Here is a 21,047-nt window from a genome sequence, read left to right on the forward strand (position 1 = left end):
GAAGACTATACATAATTCGAGGTGAAATAGGCATGAATGCGCAAAATGAGGCAATCTTGCAGAAATTTCGGGATATAACAACGAAACTGAAAAGTTACGGTGAAGCATTAAGCATTTTGCATTGGGATCTGCGTACAGGTGCTCCGCGCAAGGGGGCTGAACAGCGCTCCAAAACAATCGGAGCTTTGTCCGAGGATATGTTCAAGCTGTCCGTATCGGATGAGATGGGCGAATGTTTGGATGCATTGGAGCAGGCTGATGTATTCGGCGAACTGTCCGATGCAGATCGTAAAATGGTTACAGATGCGCGTAAGGAATACAACCGCAGCCGCAAAATTCCTCCCAAGCTGTATCAAGAATATGTCGTATTAACCTCGCATGCAGAGACGATGTGGGAGGAAGCGAAGGAAAAGGCTGATTTTGAAATGTTCGCTCCGTATTTGCGTGACATCGTAGCGAAGACGCAGCAATTGATCGACTATTGGGGCGTGAAGGACACGCGCTATGACACGCTGCTTGATATGTATGAGCCAGGGATGACGGTGGAGAAGCTGGATGCCATCTTTGGTAAACTGAAAGAAGGCCTTGTTCCGCTTGTACATGCTGTACAGGAGAAAGATGAACAGCCGGCGTATGAGTTCTTGTATCGTGATTACGCAATTGAGCAGCAGAAGGAAATCAGCCTGTATTTGCTGAAGGAAATGGGCTATGACTTCGAAGCTGGACGCCTGGATGAGAGCGTTCATCCATTCATGATCGGGTTGAACTCGGGTGATGTTCGTATTACAACGCATTATAAGAAGGATGATGCGGCGAGTGCGATTTTCAGTTCTTTGCACGAGGGTGGCCATGCCTTGTACGAGCAAAACATTACTAAGGAATTCGATGGAACTCCATTGTCAACCGGAACTTCGATGGGCATCCACGAATCGCAATCCCGATTCTGGGAGAACATGATCGGCCGCAGCCGTCCGTTCTGGAATCGTTATTACGGGGAATTGCAGCGTCTGTTCCCAGAGCAATTGAACGAAGTGGATGTTGATACCTTCTACCGTGCAATTAACCGGGTGGAACCTTCTTTAATTCGTACGGATGCAGATGAAGTAACGTACAATTTGCATATCATTATCCGTTATGAGATCGAGAAGATGCTGTTCAATGAGAATCTGCCTGTTGAGGAGCTTCCTCGCGTGTGGAATGAGAAATATGAGTCTTACTTGGGCGTGCGTCCGAGTCATGCTGGAGAAGGGGTCTTGCAGGATGTGCACTGGTCAGGCGGCGGATTCGGCTACTTCCCATCGTATTCCCTTGGCAACATGTATGCCGCTCAAATGATGCATACGATGGAAAGCGCGCTTCCTAACTTAGAGACCCTCGTTGAAAATGGCCAGTTGGAGCCAATTAAGCAATGGTTGACGGAACAAGTGTATCAATACGGGAAGCTTTTGACTCCATCCGAAATCATTATGAAGGTAACGGGAGAGGCATTGAACCCGCAATATCTGGTCGATTATTTGACGAAGAAGACGAATGAAGTTTACGGCATGTAACCGAATCAATTTTGAATGTAGAACGCAGTCCCGGGTGGGGCTGCGTTTTTTTTATGATTTATACTACTCATTCGGCGGCAGGGAGCACCTCAATCGCAACGATGGAGGATAAGCTTTTTTCAAGCGTTGCCATTTGATTAGGGTCGGGCGAATAACCATTTCAGTAATGGGTGCATACAATGCAATAACCGAACAACAGGGCAGGTTCAATTAGGTAAGAGTTTACGCGATTATGGGTCGAGCAGATTGACTCAGAAGAGTACGAACAGGTTCCATGGTATACCCATTCCAGATAAGGAGGACAAATATCGGATGAGACACAAGTGGCGAATAGGTACCTTGGCCATCGTAGTTTTTGCTGTGCTGGTGCTTAGTGCATGTGGTTCAAGCAATGATTTAGTGAAGATCAAGGTAGGAGAAGTGACGCGCTCTGTATTCTATGCCCCTGAGTATGTGGCGCTTGGCAAGGGATTCTTCAAGGAGGAAGGACTGGACGTTGATCTACAGACGACTTCTGGCGGAGATAAGACAATGACAGCGCTGCTCTCAGGGGGAATTGATGTAGCGCTTGTTGGCTCAGAGACGTCCATCTATGTTGCACAGCAGGGGGCTGAGGATCCGGCTATTAATTTTGCGCAGCTCACGCAAACAGATGGCACGTTCCTCGTTGCCCGTGAGAAAAAGGACGGCTTCGATTGGGATCAACTGAAGGGAAGTACATTCCTCGGACAGCGCAAGGGCGGGATGCCTCAGATGGCAGGGGAATTTACGCTGAAGAAGCATGGCATTGATCCACACAAAGACCTGCAGCTCATTCAGAATATTGATTTCGCCAATATTGCGTCAGCATTCGCTTCAGGGACTGGCGAATATGTACAGCTATTCGAGCCTCAGGCTTCTATTTTTGAGAAAGAAGGCAAGGGGGTTGTTGTCGCCTCATTTGGTGTAGAGAGCGGCAAGCTTCCTTATACGGCCTTCATGTCTAAGCAAAGCTATATCTCTAAGAACAAGGATGCTGTACAGAAGTTCACGAATGCGATCTATAAAGCGCAGCAATGGGTAGAGAAGCAGTCCGCTGAAGAGATTACCGATGTTATTCTGCCATTCTTCAAGGATGCTGACCGGGATATTGTCGCAAGTGCGGTTAAGCGGTATAAGGAACAACAATCGTATGCCGCGGATCCAGTCCTAGATGAGCAGGAATGGAACAATCTGCTGGATGTGCTAGATTCGGCAGGGGAGTTGAAATCTCGTGTACATCACGAGCAGATCGTTACGAATGAATTTGCCGAGAAAGCGATAAAGCTGGTGAAATGACGGATGCCCATAACGCTCATTCGAAGGGAGGCGCCTCAATGATACCTGCAGTAGAGCTATCCCGTGTGACTCATGTCTATGTGACAGATCGAGAAGCGAAGCTGGCAGTAAATGAACTAACCGCTTCCATCATGCCGGGCGAGTTCGTTAGTCTGGTTGGGCCGAGCGGCTGCGGCAAGACGACAATACTATCCATTATCGCTGGCCTGATGAAGCCAACCTACGGATATGTAAATGTATATGGTCAGCGAGTGAGCGGTACCTCATCTCATGTCGGCTATATGCTTCAACAGGACTATCTCTTCCCTTGGAGATCGATTCTTGACAATGCATGCATGGGGCTGGAACTGACAAAACAGTTAACCCCTGAGATGAAGGAGAGAGTTGTTCAGCTGCTTAACGGAATGGGACTCGAAGGGACAGAGAAGCTGTATCCTCATCAACTGTCCGGCGGAATGAGGCAGCGTGTTGCACTGGTCAGGACGCTTGCGACGGAACCGGAGCTTATGCTGCTGGATGAACCCTTCTCTGCCTTGGATTACCAGACGAAGCTGCAATTGGAGGATTTGGTCGTGGAAACTTTGCGTCTACGAAATAAGACGGCCATTCTCGTTACCCACGATCTGTCAGAGGCAATAGCCGTTAGTGATCGGGTGATTGTGTTGAACCGTGATCCAGGCAGCATTCGGCGAACATTCGTCATACCAGAGTCAATCCGCAACTCCCAGCCCTTCTATGCACGTGAGCAGGAAGGATTCAATGATCTGTTCCATGACTTGTGGAAGGAACTTGAGGCGTCAGATCGGAGGGAAAGCAATGAGCCGACATTCGGATCTTGATGATTCACCGCCCATACCCCATCCCTCAGATAATACGAAGGAGCTAGTAGCATCGACCTATGCGCAATATCGCGCACGCAGACGTGCACTGTCAACATCAGTTACGGTGACACAGCTAATCATTCTAATCTCCTGTATAGCGCTCTGGGAGCTAGCAGGCCGACTGAAGTGGATCGATGTTCTGTTATTCAGTTATCCGAGCAAGGTAGGCGCGCAAATTGTGCAGGATGTCATGAACGGTTCCATTTGGCCCCATTTAGGGATGACAGTAGGTGAGACGATTGTAGGCTTTGTACTCGGTACTGTTTTCGGCACTCTGCTTGCCGTGCTCATTTGGTGGTCAGAATTTCTTGCGCGAGTGCTAGATCCGTACATGGTTGTCTTCAACAGCATGCCGAAAGTTGCGCTTGGCCCCTTGTTCATCGTCGGGTTTGGAGCGGGATTTACAGCCATTGTGGCTACCACTTTATCCATCACTGTAATCATAACAACCATTGTTGTGTACAATAGCTTTCGGGAAGTCGATCCAAATTACATCAAGGTTGTCCGTGTATTTGGGGGCGGGAAGCGGACGATATTTCGCAAGGTCGTTCTGCCGGCCTCATTTCCTGCGATCGTGTCCACGCTGAAGGTGAATGTCGGGCTTGCATGGGTAGGTGTAATTGTTGGTGAATTTCTTGTATCCAAGGTAGGGCTTGGATATTTGATTATATATGGATTTCAAGTGTTTAATTTTACACTGGTTATGTCATCGCTTGTCATTATCGCAATTGTGGCTACACTAATGTATAAAGCAGTTGCGTTCGTAGAGCGGAAAATCGTGAATCGTACGTAATCCGTATATGTTCTCGTGGTTTGCCGAAGTGTATATGGAGTGACAGGGGAATGCCAATGAATGGCATTCCTTTTTTTTTGCAACACGACATCCGAGTCGATATAATGAACATGTATCATAAGAAGATAACATTACATAAGGGTCTCATTGAAGGAGCGTACTCGCACATGGTGTTCGGATTTGTTGGTATTCGTGTCATTAAGACAGCGATCGCGTCAATATTGGCGATAATCGTTGCTAACCTTGCAGGAGCAGTGAATCCGCTAGGAGCGGGCTTGCTAGCTATATTAGGAGTGGATGTTACCCGCAAGCGCAGCATAAAGACCGTGTCGGCGCGATTTCTGGCATCGGTTGTCGGCTTGCTGCTAGCTTCATTATTGTTCGGGCTTCTCGGTTTCGAGCTATGGGTGCTGGCTTTATACATATTAGTTGCATTCCCGATTATCGCTAAGCTTAATTTCAAGGAAGGAATCGTAACAAGCTCAGTCGTTGTGTTCCATATCTATGGCGCAGGAACCTTAACGCTGCATGGCGTGTTGAACGAAGTGCTTCTGTTGGCCATTGGACTTGGTGCAGCCAGTGTCGTCAATCTGGTGTATATGCCGAATGAAGAGGATAAGCTTGTCCGAATTAAGAAGGAAGTCGATGCTTACTTTTCCCTGATTTTCACACAAATTAGTTCCAATCTGAGGGATACAACCTATGTATGGGATGGACACGAAATTATTGATGCGGATGAAAAAGTAAATGAAGGAATCTTTATTGCCTCGAAGGCATTGGAGAATCGACTCATGCGTACGGATGATATTCATGCCGATGAGCAGTGGCTGATTTATTTCTACATGCGCAAGGCACAGCTGGAAAATGTGCAGGGAATCCTTCAGCTGCTCTCTCAAGTGTATCAATCATTCCCTCAGTGCTATTTAGTAGCAGATGTATTCGATCAATTGAGCGAGGATGTGAAGGAGCCGCATTATACGGGCAAGACAGAACAGCTTCTGAATGATTTGGACGAGGTATTCCGTCAAATGGATTTGCCTGTTACACGTGGAGAATTTGAAGTGCGTGCAGCCGTCTTGCAAGTAATTCGCGAGCTTCAACAATATTTGAAGATAGCGAAAAGAGATAAGAAACAACTTCGACTTGGCGTGTAACCCGCGTCAGGCCAGCATATGTTGACTCTCAAAAAATGCGTTCACTCTTAAAAAATTGTTGTCACCCTAGACGACTGTCCTGCATACACTTTAATTGAATGATTGTATGGAGGAGGTCCACAGGATGGCAAACACAGAAAAACACCACTGCCGGGAAATCATCACGAAAGCAGTCTGCGGCAAAGGTCGTAAGTTCTCTGTCGTCACACATACCGTCTCTCCGCCTAATCATCCGACAAGCATATTGGGGGCTTGGCTCATAAACCATCAATATGAATCGGTGCGGGCAGGAGACGGCATTGAAGTAATTGGTACTTACGATATCAACATCTGGTATTCATACGACAACAATTCCCAAACTGACGTTGCGAAAGAAACGGTGTCGTATGTAGATCTCGTTCCGCTGTCGTATGTTGATCCGAAGCATCGTTCTTCCACTGTTGAGGTATCTGCGGAAGCAGTTCAGGAACCGAACTGCGTTGAAGCGAGTGTATCTTCGCATGGACGCGGTGTGACTATTCGTGTTGAGCGGGAATTCGTTGTGGAAATGGTTGCAGAGACAAAGGTATGTGTTCTCGTTTGTAAGGACGGGTGCAATGATTTCGAAGACAAGGATTTTGACTTTAGTGTTCAGGATGAGAGCTTCGACGACTTGGAACCGGACTTGACGGATGAGGAGTTGTAATCATCGCCGCAGGCCCTGACCGCTTGCGGCGGTTTCTCATTTCCTATTGAGGATACTCTCAACCAACATGCGCATGGTGGGTGAGCTGCTGCAAAACCTGTGCTTACAAACTTGATGATATACCCACAGGATATGCAGTAATGGAAAGATTGTAGAGGGCGGGAGCCCTCCTTTTTTTTGGATTCGTAACAAAAATTCAGATCATGTTGTTGGTTGGCCTCATAGCTGCAACGGGAATCTAAGTAGGAAGCAATCCTATATGCTGGATGCGAAGGGGGGGAGGCGACGTGAGCCGAGACCTTGCTTGTGAAGATAGCGTGGTTGTCATAACGGATGACCGGGAAGCCGCCAACATGTGGAAGCAGTATAAAGTGAAGGCGGTCTCCAATACGAGATATGTGCGAGCCGGAGCTAGGTCAATTGCTGTTCAGGAGCTTGGGAAATTAATCGTATGGTGGAAACGCAGTATGGCACAGCGGAATCGGGAGGATGCGGAGAGAGTAGTGGATCGTCAGGAGGAAGAGGGCGCAATCGTACTCAATCGCTATGCTGCGAGTTGGCGCTCAAGCACCATGCGTGAACGCTTGAAGCTATGGGGGTTGCCTGTGGCCGAATGGGCTGCGTGGGCAGATGAATTGCCGCCGAATTCGGGCCAGCATTACGTTCGTTCTATATGCTTCTGGGTCAATGGCTGTCGTATCGTTGCTGCCGCACAGAGTTCAACTCCTCCGCAGGGTCTTCCCATGTATCGTGCGCTTGATGATTGGTCCAAGCCGCCTTATCGCCGGCTTGCCCGGCTGGCTCTGCGAGCTGCATATGCAGTAGGCTGGGACATCGCTGCAGTTACGCTGCGCTGCACACCATCTTCTGCCGTGGAGGGAATGACAGACTTGCCAGCGGGTGTGCTGGATGAGCCCCAGTTGGGTGATGTAATCGTGCATATCGACCCTATACCGCAGCGAATTCCATCATGGGTACGGGAGAGGTATGCTGCAGCATGGCATGAGGAGACAATACAGCATTCACGAATTCGGAACAAGGGAACACAACTGAAGCTTGGGATGGATGTAGAATTACTTCTATATGATGCCCATGCCGAGAAGATCGTCCCCGCTGTTCGGTACTTGCCCAAGGGTGGGGCCGCAGGTTGTGATGCCGTGCGTCTGCAAGGACGTGTCATCTATCCTCTTATGGAGCTTCGTCCGGAACCTGCTGAGCGTCCTGCCCAGCTTGTGGAGCATTTGTGCAGGGCCATGCAGCTTGCAGACCGTATCATTGCAGAGAAGCGTGCTTCTCACATGCAGGATTCCAAGCTCGTATGGCTGGGTGGATCGCATCCAGCAGGAAAATTCTCGCTCGGAGGGCATATCCATGTTAGTGGAATTTGGCTAACCTCAGACTTGATAAGAGCGTTGGATACTTATGTAGCTCTGCCGCTGGCTCTTCTTGAGAATCCAGCGGGTTCATTAAGGAGGCGTCCAGGGTATGGGACGTATGGGGATGTGCGCGAACATGATCATGGCGGTGAGGGCGGATTTGAATACCGAACACTTCCATGCTTTATTATGACGCCGGTCCTGACGTTAGAGGTTCTAACCTTATTCCGTACGGTTGCAGTGGTTTATCCAAAGCTGACTAGGCGCGATAGTGTGCGTGAAGAGGTGATTCAAGCATTCCATGCTTATCCGACAAGGCGCGATAATTATCTCACAGATGCGGGAAGACAACCTATGCGCATGCTGGCGTTAGAGCTTATGGACGACTTGTTGAAAGAAGTGAGGAGGAGCAGAAATGAATGGTTAGATGACAGCCTATCGGTGCAGGCCGAGCATGCTATTCAAGCGCTGTCTCATCGCATACGTGCACAATGGATATGGGATGAGCATGAGGATTTGCGGAGTACATGGCTGGGAACGAGTGAGCGGTGACCGCGTGAAATGCGCGTGAGTCCCCGCTCTTTTTTTGATATAATAGAGTTCTACTTATGTTATCGGAGGGTGTTTATGGTGAAGCTGACACCGATGATGGAACAATATTTGAGCATCAAGGAGCAGGTTAAGGATGCCTTTTTGTTTTTCCGCCTCGGGGATTTTTACGAGATGTTCTTTGACGATGCGATTCAAGCATCGAAGGAATTGGAGATTACACTGACGGGTAGAGGCAGCAGCGGTGCAGAGGATCGTATCCCAATGTGCGGTGTGCCTTATCATTCGGCAGATAATTATATTCAGCGATTAATTGAAAAGGGATATAAGGTTGCTATCTGTGAACAGGTGGAGGATCCAGCGGAAGCTAAGGGAGTCGTCCGCCGGGAAATAGTCCGCATTGTGACGCCAGGCACAGTAATGGAAGGCAAGCTGATCGACGATAAGTCGAATCATTATCTAGTCTGTCTATCCCAAGGGAGTACCAGCAATGCACTGGCTGCCTGTGACCTGTCCACAGGGGAACTGATTGTTACTTCAGCACCGATCGGGCAATCTTGGCTTATTGATGAGCTGAATGTCTATATGCCGACAGAAGTTATTGGCCCTCCTGCATTGCTGCAGGAGGCGGAGCCGCTTACGAAGGCGTGGAATCGTTCTGTTCTGTTTACCGAATGGAGCCGCAAGGATGAAGCATTGGCAAGGCAGCAGTTCGGCGAAGCCGTCTGGACTCGACTTGAGGATGAGCGGCAGCAGGCGCTTGCTATGCTGATGGGGTATTTGCAAGAAACACAGAAGCGCTCATTGAGTCAGCTGACGAATATTCGAACTTACGACCCGGATCAATATCTGGTGTTAGATGCTTTTACACGTCGTAATTTGGAGCTTACGGAAACCGTGCGTGAGCGTGCGACGAAAGGTTCCCTGCTCTGGCTGCTTGATCGCACCGAGACGTCGATGGGGGCAAGGCTGCTTCGTCGCTGGATTGATAAGCCGCTCATGAATCGGCAGGCCATTGAGGAGCGCTTAGAGGCCGTTGATACGCTGTATCATCATCTCATATGGCGAGAAGAGCTGCGTGAGCAGTTGTCCTCGGTATATGATCTGGAGCGTCTTGTAGGCCGGATTGCCTTCGGTACGGCGAACGGTCGTGATCTCGTTGCACTGAAATCTTCACTGAGTCAGATTCCGATGCTGAAGCAGTTATGCGAGCAGACATCGTCTGCAACACTTCACAATCTTGTTAGTGAATTGGATGCATGTGGAGATATCCACGATTGGATTGAACGTGCGGTGGTGGACGAGCCTCCGGTATCGGTACGTGACGGTGGACTGATTAAGCCAGGATACGATGAATATCTTGATCAGCTCCGAGAAGCAAGTGTGAACGGCAAGCGCTGGATCGCTGAACTGGAGCGCAGAGAGAAGGAAGCGACCGGAATCAAGTCGCTTAAGATCGGATACAACAAGGTATTCGGCTATTATATCGAGGTAACGAAGTCGAATTTGTCATCCCTGCCGGAAGGACGATATGAGCGTAAGCAGACGCTGGCGAATGCAGAACGATTCGTAACGCCTGAATTGAAGGAGAAGGAAGCGCTAATTCTCGAGGCTGAGGATAAGATGCTCGGCTTGGAGTACGAGCGCTTTAGCGAGCTGCGTCAGCGCATTGGAGGCGAGATTCGCCGCCTGCAGGCATTGGCAGAAGCAGTTGCTGAAATAGACGTCTACCAATCACTCGCTGCAGTCAGTGCAGCTAGGAGATATGTTCGTCCGGCATTCACGGAGCAATTGGATATGCATATTGCTGAGGGACGTCATCCCGTTGTGGAGGCCGTCATGCAGGGTGGAGACTTCATGGCGAACGATACGGAGCTGACAGAGCAGAATGAGACGATGCTGCTCATAACAGGGCCGAATATGGCAGGTAAGAGTACGTACATGCGTCAAGTAGCCCTGATATCGATCATGGCGCAGATTGGCTGCTTCGTTCCAGCTGAACGAGCGTCTATGCCGATTGTCGATCGGATCTTCACGAGAATTGGAGCTGCAGATGATCTAATTGGCGGTCAGAGTACGTTTATGGTGGAAATGATGGATATACAGGTGATGACAGAGAAGGCAACGCGCCGCAGTTTGGTCATCATTGACGAGCTTGGTCGGGGCACATCAACGAGTGAAGGGATGTCCATTGCACAGGCTGTAGTTGAGTATGTCCACGATCGAATCGGCTGTAAGGCGCTCGTTTCGACCCATTTCCATGAATTGGCGCATATGGCGGATCGTCTGCCAAGATTGAAGAATGTATGCATGGCCGTGCAGGAAAGCGGCAATCAAGTTACCTTCCTGCGTAAGTTGATTTCAGGCGCAGCCAGCACAAGTTATGGTATCTATTGTGCACGCCTTGCGGGTCTCCCTGATCAAATTATTGATCGTGCATACGACCTGTTGAAGCAGTATGAGACAACGGATCGTGAAGGGACACATGCATCCCCTTCGAGTTCGCAGCAAGAGATTCCTGTCAATCATGTGGAACAGCTGTCCTTATTCGGATGGGATCAGACTGCGGTATCTGCGGATAGTCCCGTTCAGGCACCCGTACAGTATGTGAAGCCTGTACAAGACGGTAAGACAGATGACGAGCAATCTGTCATGAGTATGGCAAGTACTGCCGAGACCCATCAAGCGGCACAGCAAGAGGGGCCGGATCGTTCCATTCAACACAGTGCTGAAGTAATAGCAATGAAGGAGTTCATCGGCACTTTGACAGATGTAGATGTGATGTCAATGACTCCATTGGAAGCAATGAATCAACTGCATGATCTGATGAAGCGGGCACGTGAAATTACTCGTGAATCCTAATGAATAGAGCATGAGAAATCGAGAGTTAAGGAGGTGTGAGAGATGGCAATTATTAAAATATTGGACGAGCACATTGCCAACCAGATTGCCGCAGGCGAAGTGGTGGAGCGTCCTTCATCGGTTGTGAAGGAGCTGGTTGAGAATTCGATAGATGCAGGAGCTACACGTATTGATGTATCCGTTGAAGAAGGGGGCCTGCAGCTCATCCGAGTAAAGGACAATGGTTCTGGTATAGCGGATGATGATGCGGAAAATGCCTTTTTGCGGCATGCGACGAGCAAGATCCAGACAGGGAAAGATCTATTCTCGATTCGCAGTCTAGGGTTCCGAGGAGAGGCACTTCCGAGTATTGCGGCTGTTGCCAAGGTTGAGTTGGTAACGTCGACAGAATCTAGCGGGTTAGGCAGGCGGCTTGTTATTGAAGGCGGTGCGATCAAATCGTATGAGCCCGCACAGTCCATGCAAGGGACGGAGATTACGGTACGTGAACTGTTCTATAATACGCCTGCACGGTTAAAGTATATGAAAACAATCCAGACGGAGCTGGGGCATATCTCTGATCTCATCTATCGTTTGGCGTTATCGTATCCAAGTATAGCGTTTACCTTGAAGCATAATGAGCACACTCTGCTGCAAACGATTGGCAATGGAGACTTATTGCAGGTTATTGCCTCTGTATATGGCGTTCAGACAGCGAAAGGAATGCTGCAGGTCAAGGGAGAACACTTGGACTTCGAGGTGCAAGGCTATATTGGCAAGCCTGAATTAACGCGCTCAAACCGCAATGCGATGTCATGGATGATCAATGGCAGATATGTCAGAAGCTTTCCGCTGAATCAAGCGATACTTCGTGCGTACCATACGTTCTTGCCGATCAATCGCTACCCGATGCTCGTGCTTCATGTGACGATGCACCCTTCTCTCGTGGATGTGAATGTGCATCCTGCCAAGCTTGAGGTTCGCTTCAGCAAAGAGGCAGAGTTGTGCGCTTTCATCGAAGAGACCGTGAAGCAATTGCTGCATAAGCAGCGTCTTATTCCTGAAGCGGCTCCGAAGAAGGCGAAGGTGCGAACATATGTCGAGCAAGCAGAGCTTCAATGGGAAGCTGCGGAGACGATAGCGGCCAATCAAGAGAAGCAATTAAAGCCAATGGGGGCGCTAGTCATTGAGTCTGATCCGTCCTCTGCCACGCAATTAGCGAAGGAAGATCGGGAGCAGTCACGAAGCAATGCTGAAACATCCCATCAACCTAACGTGCAGCGACAACCTGAACGAACGGGGAAATGGAATCAGCCCGCAGCAACCGAAATGTCTCGTGTTGCTCCAGAGGCCTTGCAACCTCCAAATGAATCCGTTATTGATTCTATTGCTCTAAGTGGCTCGGTAGAACAGAAGAAGACGGAGCAGCAACAACTGCAAGAGATAGGTCGCAAGAACGAGGATGAGCTGGCTGTAGCTGCAAGTGCAGATCCAGTGGCTATTAAGTCCGCTGAATCGACTTCTAGTAACGAGGACGCCGTAGACAGTCCGGCGAAACTCAAGCAAACAGTGGATCACGAATTGATTCCATCAACTTCCTATGATGCAGAGAAATCCTCGATTGCGAGCGGTCAAGAGGCGAGAGAGAGAGTTCGAGAGACGTCTCCTTCTTATGGTAGCCGCAATGCGGAAAGTTCCAATACGAGTGCTTATTCGAATCCTTATTCGAATGCTAAGCAGCAAGCAGGGCAAGCCGCAGTGAAGGCCGGTGCGGAGAAATGGAAGGAATGGCTGACGGAGGAAGGTAGTACGGACAACGCTGCATTGCCGAAGTTCCCAGCACTTTCTTACATTGGTCAGCTGCACGGAACATACTTGATCGCTTCGAATGAAGAGGGGCTCTATTTAATTGATCAGCATGCAGCGCATGAACGAATCAATTATGAATATTATTTTGAGCGATTCGGCAAGCCGGTAGAAGCCTCTCAAGAGCTGCTTCTGCCGATCACATTAGAGTTTACCCCTGCTGATGCGGAGCGGATTCGATCTCGTATGCATTTGCTGGAGCAGGTCGGGATCATCATGGAGCCATTTGGGGGCCAAACATTCCTAGTTCGTTCCCATCCATACTGGTTCCCTAAAGGGGAAGAAACGGATATTATTCAAGAAATGACGGACTGGGTGTTGAGCGAGAAGGCGCCCGATATTGCGAAATTAAGAGAGGCCTCAGCGACGATGTGCTCTTGTAAGGCATCGATTAAAGCGAATCAGCGCTTGACAGCAGCTGAGGCGGAGACGCTATTCGTCCGATTGGGAACATGCCGCCAGCCGTTTACATGTCCGCATGGCAGGCCGATCGTCATTCGATTTACAACTTACGATCTGGAGAAAATGTTTAAGCGGGTAATGTAAGAATAGCTGGGGATTTGTAATTCCCTTTCCACAGCGTATATAATGAGGAGGAGCAAATGATAGTCACGACAGGCGAGTATACGTCACCAGAGCTTAAGGAGCGGGCGCGGAAGATGGCCAAGCTGTTCGGATGGTTCTATGCTGAGCGGCGCGATCAGACTTTGCCTCGTATGCAGCGTAGATATGGCGACGATGAATTTCTCGTCTACCTGAACGATTGTGTTCGCTATTTGAAGTTAGGGGTCACAGAGCTGACTTATCATCCGAGTATGGCCTATGTGCGGGCGAAGCGGATTTTGTCCGGAGATGCGGACGGGATGATTACAGCGAGTGGTGTTACGCCTGGCGATGAGGTGTTAGACTGTACGGCAGGCCTAGCAGGGGATTCTCTGGTGTTTGCCGTCGCGGTAGGCCCTAATGGGAAGGTTACAGCGCTGGAGAGTGAGCCGTCACTGTTTGCGCTTGTGCACGAAGGGCTGCAGCTGTATGAGAGTGGTGTGGACGAGGTTACGGGAGCGATGCGCCGTATTGTGATGAAGCAGGCTGAACATCTAAGCATGCTCAGTTCACTGCCAAGCCGTTCCGTCGATGTGGTATACTTTGATCCGATGTTCCGCTCTCCCGTTACAAGCTCGGCATCGATTGATCCGCTGCGTACGATGGCGAACCATAAAGCCTTGACGCATGAAGCGATTGCGGAAGCTTGCCGTGTGGCGCGCAAGAGAGTGGTCATGAAGGAAGTAAAGAACAGCGAAGAATTTGCCCGGCTAGGATTCACCCGTGTGTTACCATCCGGAGCGAAATTGGCATATGGGGTGATTGACATTGCTGGAGGCAACGATGAGTAATAAACCGAGGCTGCTTGTACTCATTGGACCGACTGCGGTTGGAAAGACGAAGCTTAGTCTTGACTTGGCTAAGAAATTCCAATGTGAGGTTATATCCGGTGACAGCATGCAGGTATATCGGCAAATGGATATTGGTACAGCTAAGCTGCCAGTAGAGCAGCGAGAGGGCATTCCACACCATTTAATGGATATATTAGATCCCGATGAGCCGTATTCGGTCGCTGATTTTCAACTTCAGTGCCGGACACTTATCGACGAGATCGCGAACCGCAATCATACCCCATTTATCGTCGGGGGAACTGGGCTCTATGTTGAATCAGTATGCTACGGGTATGAATTCAGTGAACACGGTGCAGATGAAGCATTCCGTCAAGAAATGGTGGAATTTGCAGCTTCTCACGGTGCAGAAGCGCTTCTGGAGCGCTTGCGGGGAGTGGATCCGGAAACTGCTGACAAACTGCATGCCAATGATCAGCGCAGAGTAATTAGAGCCTTGGAAGTATATCATCTTACAGGCGAGCCATTTTCGAAGCAATTAGGCCGTCAGAAAAAGGAATCGCCGTTCGATCTGTGTATCATAGGTTTGACAATGGATAGGCAGATGCTATATAAACGAATAGAGGCAAGAGTTGATATGATGATGGAGGAGGGGCTGGTGGAAGAAGTTCGCCGGCTGCTCGAACAGGGCTACTCGCGAAATCTCGTATCGATGCAAGGCCTTGGCTACAAGGAAATCGCAGCGTATATTGAAGGTGACATGTCACTCAATGCTGCCGTTGAACTGCTTAAGCGAGATACAAGAAGATTTGCGAAGCGCCAGCTCTCTTGGTTCCGGCACATGAAGGATATTCACTGGGTTGATGTCACAGAATCAGATTGTGCAGATCAACAATTTGAACAAATTTGTAAGCTCATAGCAGGAAAGTTTCGATAACAGGTTGAATATATTTCAACACAATCTCATGATTATTGGGGGTACGGACGATGAATAAATCTATTAACATTCAGGACACTTTTTTGAATCAATTGCGCAAGGAAAGTATTCCAGTGACCGTATATTTGACGAACGGATTCCAGATTCGTGGTGTCATTCGAGCATTCGATAACTTTACCATTGTCATCGATAGCGAGGGACGTCAACAAATGGTGTATAAACACGCCATTTCCACATTCACGCCACAACGTAACGTATCCCTGATGCAAGATCATCAGAACGAGGCGTAAATTAGATGGATTGGGGCAGATTGCCAATGAAACTTTTTGCCCCTCCATCACGTCTAATGGAATATAGTCGCTGCCGAACAACCCTGAAGGGTTGTTCTTTTCATTCGTAGTCATATTGGGTATAAGTATGAGGGATATGCTTCAATCGTATCTCAACAAGGTATGAAGAGAGAGACAATCAAAGGAATAAAGGGAGTCGGATTGCAGATGACGAGAGAAAAAGAATCAACTCAACGTACGCGCACGCCGGCACATGGAAATCCTAAGCGCAAAGCTAAGAAGAAAAAGAAATGGACTTGGAAAAAGACGTTTTGGCTTATGTTTTTCACGACGGCATTTGCCGTGTTCTGTGCCGTTGGCGGTTATTTGTTCGTATTATTGAACGGGGAGCGGCTGATGCGTGAATACAAGGATGCTGATATGTTCAAGCTGGCTGAGGTATCCACTGTATACGATGTGAATGGTACAGAGCTTGCTAAGCTTGGTAAAGGCATAGAGCATCGAGAGATTGCGGAGCCAAGAGATATTCCGGAATTCGTTAGCAATGCCTTCATAGCGACGGAAGACAGACGCTTCAAGGAGCACTCCGGGGTCGATCTGTGGTCAATTGGGCGTGCGATGGTTAAGGACGTTGTGTCACGCAGCCTTGCAGAAGGCGGAAGTACCATTACACAGCAGCTTGCTAAAAATATGTTCCTGACGAGTGATAAGACGTTCTTCCGGAAGGCAACGGAAGTATCGATTGCGCTTTCGTTGGAGAATCATTTTACGAAGGATGAAATTATTACGATGTACTTAAACCGGATCTTCTTCGGTAAAGGTGCATATGGCCTTAAAGCTGCTGCTAAGGTGTATTTCAATAAGGATGACTTGAATGATCTGAAGCTATGGGAAGTTGCGACTTTGGCAGCTATCCCGAAAGCGCCGTCCCGATATAATCCGCTGTCGAGTCCAGAGCGATCGAAGGAACGCCGGGCTGTTGTTCTTCAGCTGATGTATGAACAAGGTTATATTACGGCTGAAGAGGCGAAGAGTGCTGCAGCGGTGGAATATGATCCGAAAATGTCGGGGCACGCGGCTAAGTCGGAGGATAAGCAAAATGAAGCATACAACGCATTCATTGACTACATGGTAGAGGAAGCGACTGAGAAAACGGGTCTTACCGAGGATGAGCTGTATCGCGGAGGATATCACATTTATACGACGATGGACGCGAATGCTCAGCGCATTATGTACGATGCGTTCAACAATGACGATATGTTCGAGCAGAGCCCGGATGATACGAAAATGCAAGGCGCAATGGTTATTACAGATCATAGCAATGGCTCCATCATCGCGATGGTAGGTGGGCGGGATTATGCTCGCAAAGGATTGAATCGTGCTACTGTAAAGCGTCAGCCGGGATCGTCCTTCAAGCCAATCGTGTCCTATGCGCCAGCGCTGGAGACGGGCAAGTACTTCCCGTGGTCGAAATTGAGCAATGAGAAGCAGTGCTTCGGCAAATATTGTCCTACGAACCTTGGGGGCTACACGACATCAGTAGAGATGACGGAAGCGGTTAGACGGTCCATCAATATCCCTGCTGTATGGACATTGAATGAAATCGGAATGAAAAAAGGGTTTGAATTTGCGAAAAGCCTCGGCTTCCCTCTGACGAATGACGATTATAACTTGTCAATCGCATTGGGCGGGATGACGTACGGGGTTACTCCGATCAATATGTCAGAGGCTTATAATGCATTCGCTAACGGAGGGAATTATTATGATTCCTATGCGATTGCAAAGATTACAGACCGCAAAAACAATGACTATTATGTGTATCACGTGCCGAAAGGCAAAAAGGTCATGAGTGAGAAAACGGCTTACTATATGACTGAAATGATGCGCGAAGTCGTTACGAATGGTACGGGTAAAAATGCACAAATTAGTGGTCGTACTGTTGCAGGTAAAACGGGTACGACGCAGTATTCTGTGCCAGGCTACACTGGCAAGGGCGACCGTGATGCGTGGTTCGTCGGCTATACACCGGAATGGACCGCAGCTGTCTGGATGGGGTATGACAAGACTGACAAAAATCACCTTATCCATGAGAGCAGCCGCAGAGCATCGAAAATGTTCAGCGAGGTTATGGGTAAGGCGCTGCAAAGCAAGAAGTCGGGTTCCTTCAAGAAGCCGGATAAAGTGGAACAAAAGCCGGAAGAGCTGCGGGCGCCTAGCGGGTTGAGTGCATCGTACTCTGAGAATACAAAGAGTGTGGCACTGAGCTGGAACAGCGTATCTGGTGATAATATTTCTTACCATGTTTATCGGAAGTCTTCTAAGGACAACACATTCACGCAGCTGCTCAGAGGCTTGAAGGGCAACAGCGCTGAAGATGTTGGTGTCTTCCCTGGAGAAACGTACACGTACTATGTTACAGCGGTAAATGCATCCGAAGAGTCAGGAAGATCGAATCAATCTTCCGTCACGATTAAGGAGGAGACACCGGAAACGCCAATTGATCCTCCGGCAGTAGATCCACCGGTCGTTGAGCCGCCGACAACGGAACAGCCTACGAACCCGGAAGAGCCGACACCGCCAACTGTACCAGAAAATCCAGATTCGAATAATAATCAGCCGGAAACAGGCGATAATGGTACAGGCAATGGAGACGGCGATTCTACAGGGACATCTAGTGGGGATGGTTCTTCAGGATCTACAGATACGTCTGGTTCCAATGCGACGAATGGAACTTCGGGAATGAATAGCTTCGGAACGAAAGGGTCGGATCGCATTATTAACTCTGGCGGTCAGAAGGATAAAGACAACAGCAGCAAAGATAAGTCTGCAGGCAACGGGGCAGAGGATTCTTCGGTAGAAATTCAATCTGTTACTGGGAAGATAATGAATCACAAGCAGAATAAGAATTCGAATAAGGCTGCTTAAGCTAAATGGGAATATGCGCTGATAGGTGATAATCAATCGTACATCGATTAGATCGAAGCCAAAACAGCGTGAGAAATGTAGTAGGGTGCGCAATGAATTTGATTGCGCACCTTTTTTTGCATTCTGCAATGGATTAATGGTGGAGTAAATAGAATGTCCGTTATAGCAGGATAAACTTCTAATAACCTGTACAGAGATAGAATATATTGGAACAACCGATGTGCTGTTACGTTATTGAAAGACGCGAGGTGACATCAATGAATGGTGATGGTCGTGTAATTACCGCTCAAGCACGTAAAATTAACGTTGTATTTAAAAGTTCAACTTCACCAGAATCGGCAGCGCCGATTGAAGAACTTCCTAAATCTGAATTTGCAAAACAATCTGATGACTTCATTGAAATTTGCAAAGAGCTTGATGATATGATCGGACTTGAAAAAGTAAAGGAGTTGGTGTTTCAAATTTACGCTATGCTGCAAATAAAAAAGCATCGGGAAAAAGAAGGACTGCAAATTGATTCGCAAGTATATCACATGTTGTTCAAAGGAAACCCCGGAACGGGAAAGACAACAGTGGCACGCATTCTTGGAAAGTTGTTTCGTTCGATGGGACTATTGACCAAGGGGCACTTAGTGGAGGTAGAAAGAGCAGATTTGGTTGGGGAATACATCGGTCACACGGCACAACGTACCCGAGAGGTTATAAAAAAAGCGATGGGCGGGATATTATTCATTGATGAAGCATACAGCTTAGTTCGCGGAGGAGAAAAGGATTTTGGCAAGGAGTGCATAGATTGCCTGGTAAAAGCAATGGAAGATTACAAGAACGACTTTATTTTAATCTTAGCAGGGTATCCGAGGGAATTGGATGATTTATTGCAAGCAAACTCTGGATTGCCTTCGCGCTTTTCCATGCATATTGATTTCCCGGACTATACGATTGAGCAGTTGAACAAGATAGCGCATAAAATGGCTTTCGAAAAAGAGTACGTCATCATGCCAGAAGCCATGATAAAAATTCGCGAACTGATTGCCAATGAAAAACACATGAACTTTAACTTTAGTAATGCACGCTTCATTCGAAACTTAGTTGAGAAGGCGATTCGCAATCAAGCGGTAAGGCTTATGAAAAAACCTGGAAAACTAACGAAAGAATCGCTGCTGCATTTAACATTTGAGGATTTTATAGAGTCAAAAGCCACTCCGGCTATTGAGGAGAAGTTTGCGGGGATCTAACAGGAATGGAGCGGGATGCTGATCAATACGATACAGCATCCTGTCCTTTCGAATACAGAGCCCGTTTATTTCTTAGTAGTGATGGTTACCTCTTTGCCGGTCCAATTGACTGTCACGTCCATATATTTTGCAAGCGTGCGGACTGGAACGTACGTAGAGCCGTTAATCATGAGGGGATCAGACACTTTTTTATGATTTACATACACTTCTTTTCCTTGTATGCTGATGCTCCCTCCAAGCCGGTTGCAGTATTCTCGTAAAGGAATATAAGTAACGCCGGACAGTAGTAAGCCCTCTCCGAGTGCTTTCCCATTTACGAATACAGGTACCTTTTTATATTTTGGGGTAAGAGGTTGTTTATTTTCTTTCTGTTGGGCGTGAGTTGTACATGTAGCCAAGTATTCTACCGGATTTATGTCTTTTCCGAATCCGAAGCTCGGGGAAGAGACGCTTCGTACTTCATAATGAAGGTGGGAGCCTGTAGAACGACCTGTGGTGCCCTGTCTGCCGACTTCTTGACCTTGGGCTACCTTATCCCCCACCTTAACCGTAAAGCTGTCCAGATGGGCATAGCAGTGAAGATGACCAGATGCGCCCTTAACTGCTACGACATTGCCGAAGCCGCCAAATCCGGTTCCGTGTTGACCCATTTTGGCATGGACAACCTCACCGGCCGCAAATGCGTAAATCGGAGCTTGATGTGACTTAACCAAATCAATGCCGGTATGCCAGGACTTCGAACCGGTAAAGGGGTCATTTCTCCAGCCATAAGGGCTTGTTACTCGAAATCCATAGTTATTCCAATCAATTTTTTCCACTTTCATTCTCCTTGCCGTTTTTCATATTTGCAGCTTCCTTGCTCTTGAGTATGGCGATGATTTGCTTAACCTGAGGGGGAAGAGGGAACCCGATTCGCCCATAATTTTCGGTGATGCTAATCAACTCATTGGAGATATAGAACCAGATGGCTCCAAACATTAGGAAATCCTTCTCCAGCACGATGTCCGCACGATGGGCGATCATGATTATCAGAAACATGAGCCCTTTTTTGGCAAGGCCCTTAAATCCTTTGCGGCTGCTTAAGCCCCCTTGTACATCCAGCCCGGCTTCTACAATCGATGCAATTAGGCCGCTAACGAAGTCGGCGAGCACAAGCAGAGACAGAAATTCAAGCGAAGCGTTCCACCCTCCGTAGAAGTAGCTCAGCGAGCTTCCGACACCTCCTACGATCACGTTTATAAATTTTTCGTACACGCC

16 protein-coding genes are annotated in these 21,047 nt (G+C 48.3%); 14 read left to right on the forward strand and 2 right to left on the reverse strand.

The window, feature by feature from the left end; translation table 11 throughout:
- Positions 1–32 precede the first annotated feature (32 nt).
- From ABN764_RS02315 to ABN764_RS02380, 14 genes are all read left to right on the forward strand, one after another.
- Positions 33–1,550, forward strand: a complete 1,518-nt coding sequence (locus ABN764_RS02315) for a carboxypeptidase M32 (protein WP_446670783.1) — start codon at positions 33–35, stop codon at positions 1,548–1,550.
- 312 nt (positions 1,551–1,862) lie between these two features.
- Entirely contained in the window at positions 1,863–2,867 is a 1,005-nt protein-coding gene (locus ABN764_RS02320; RefSeq protein ID WP_268623380.1) for an ABC transporter substrate-binding protein, read from the forward strand.
- Positions 2,868–2,905: 38 nt separating this feature from the next.
- Positions 2,906–3,706: an ABC transporter ATP-binding protein gene (locus ABN764_RS02325; RefSeq protein ID WP_072728056.1), complete on the forward strand. Its 801-nt coding sequence runs from the start codon at positions 2,906–2,908 to the stop codon at positions 3,704–3,706.
- Positions 3,684–4,541: an ABC transporter permease gene (locus ABN764_RS02330; protein ID WP_139295276.1), complete on the forward strand. Its 858-nt coding sequence runs from the start codon at positions 3,684–3,686 to the stop codon at positions 4,539–4,541. Before ABN764_RS02325 ends, ABN764_RS02330 begins: the two co-directional genes overlap by 23 nt.
- A 167-nt stretch (positions 4,542–4,708) precedes the next feature.
- Complete coding sequence (locus ABN764_RS02335; RefSeq protein WP_028533063.1) at positions 4,709–5,695, forward strand: aromatic acid exporter family protein; 987 nt, start codon at positions 4,709–4,711, stop codon at positions 5,693–5,695.
- 124 nt (positions 5,696–5,819) lie between these two features.
- Positions 5,820–6,380 (forward strand): outer spore coat protein CotE, encoded by a 561-nt coding sequence (locus ABN764_RS02340; protein ID WP_021253939.1) that lies wholly within the window; start codon positions 5,820–5,822, stop codon positions 6,378–6,380.
- Between the two features lie 287 nt (positions 6,381–6,667).
- The gene (locus tag ABN764_RS02345; protein WP_446670784.1) at positions 6,668–8,308 is read left to right on the forward strand and encodes a putative amidoligase domain-containing protein; all 1,641 of its coding nucleotides are present in this window, start codon (positions 6,668–6,670) and stop codon (positions 8,306–8,308) included.
- A gap of 75 nt (positions 8,309–8,383) precedes the next feature.
- A complete protein-coding gene (gene mutS / locus ABN764_RS02350) occupies positions 8,384–11,167 on the forward strand; it encodes a DNA mismatch repair protein MutS (protein ID WP_446670785.1) in 2,784 nt (927 codons plus the stop codon).
- 42 nt (positions 11,168–11,209) lie between these two features.
- A complete protein-coding gene (mutL, locus tag ABN764_RS02355; protein ID WP_446670786.1) occupies positions 11,210–13,558 on the forward strand; it encodes a DNA mismatch repair endonuclease MutL in 2,349 nt (782 codons plus the stop codon).
- A gap of 56 nt (positions 13,559–13,614) precedes the next feature.
- A complete protein-coding gene (locus ABN764_RS02360) occupies positions 13,615–14,406 on the forward strand; it encodes a class I SAM-dependent methyltransferase (protein ID WP_065293007.1) in 792 nt (263 codons plus the stop codon).
- Entirely contained in the window at positions 14,399–15,340 is a 942-nt protein-coding gene (gene miaA, locus ABN764_RS02365) for a tRNA (adenosine(37)-N6)-dimethylallyltransferase MiaA (RefSeq protein WP_268623387.1), read from the forward strand. The genes ABN764_RS02360 and miaA overlap by 8 nt, the downstream gene beginning before the upstream one ends.
- A 50-nt stretch (positions 15,341–15,390) precedes the next feature.
- Positions 15,391–15,630 (forward strand): RNA chaperone Hfq, encoded by a 240-nt coding sequence (gene hfq, locus ABN764_RS02370; protein WP_005549853.1) that lies wholly within the window; start codon positions 15,391–15,393, stop codon positions 15,628–15,630.
- A gap of 207 nt (positions 15,631–15,837) precedes the next feature.
- On the forward strand, positions 15,838–18,555 hold the full coding sequence (locus ABN764_RS02375; protein WP_446670787.1) for a transglycosylase domain-containing protein: 2,718 nt from the start codon (positions 15,838–15,840) through the stop codon (positions 18,553–18,555).
- Between the two features lie 257 nt (positions 18,556–18,812).
- A complete protein-coding gene (locus ABN764_RS02380; RefSeq protein ID WP_446670788.1) occupies positions 18,813–19,790 on the forward strand; it encodes an AAA family ATPase in 978 nt (325 codons plus the stop codon).
- Positions 19,791–19,855: 65 nt separating this feature from the next.
- On the opposite strand, the gene ABN764_RS02385 is transcribed toward ABN764_RS02380, so the two are convergent.
- Both ABN764_RS02385 and ABN764_RS02390 read right to left on the reverse strand, forming a co-directional pair.
- Positions 19,856–20,608 carry a peptidoglycan DD-metalloendopeptidase family protein gene (locus tag ABN764_RS02385; protein WP_446670789.1) on the reverse strand — a complete coding sequence of 251 codons (753 nt, stop codon included), beginning with the start codon at positions 20,606–20,608 and terminating at the stop codon, positions 19,856–19,858.
- Positions 20,595–21,044, reverse strand: coding sequence for a phage holin family protein (locus ABN764_RS02390; RefSeq protein ID WP_446670790.1), 450 nt, complete (start codon positions 21,042–21,044; stop codon positions 20,595–20,597). The genes ABN764_RS02385 and ABN764_RS02390 overlap by 14 nt, the downstream gene beginning before the upstream one ends.
- Between the last annotated feature and the right edge of the window lie 3 nt (positions 21,045–21,047).

Origin of the sequence: Paenibacillus wuxiensis, from assembly GCF_040195695.1 — a bacterium.
GTDB lineage: Bacteria > Bacillota > Bacilli > Paenibacillales > Paenibacillaceae > Paenibacillus_B > Paenibacillus_B suaedae.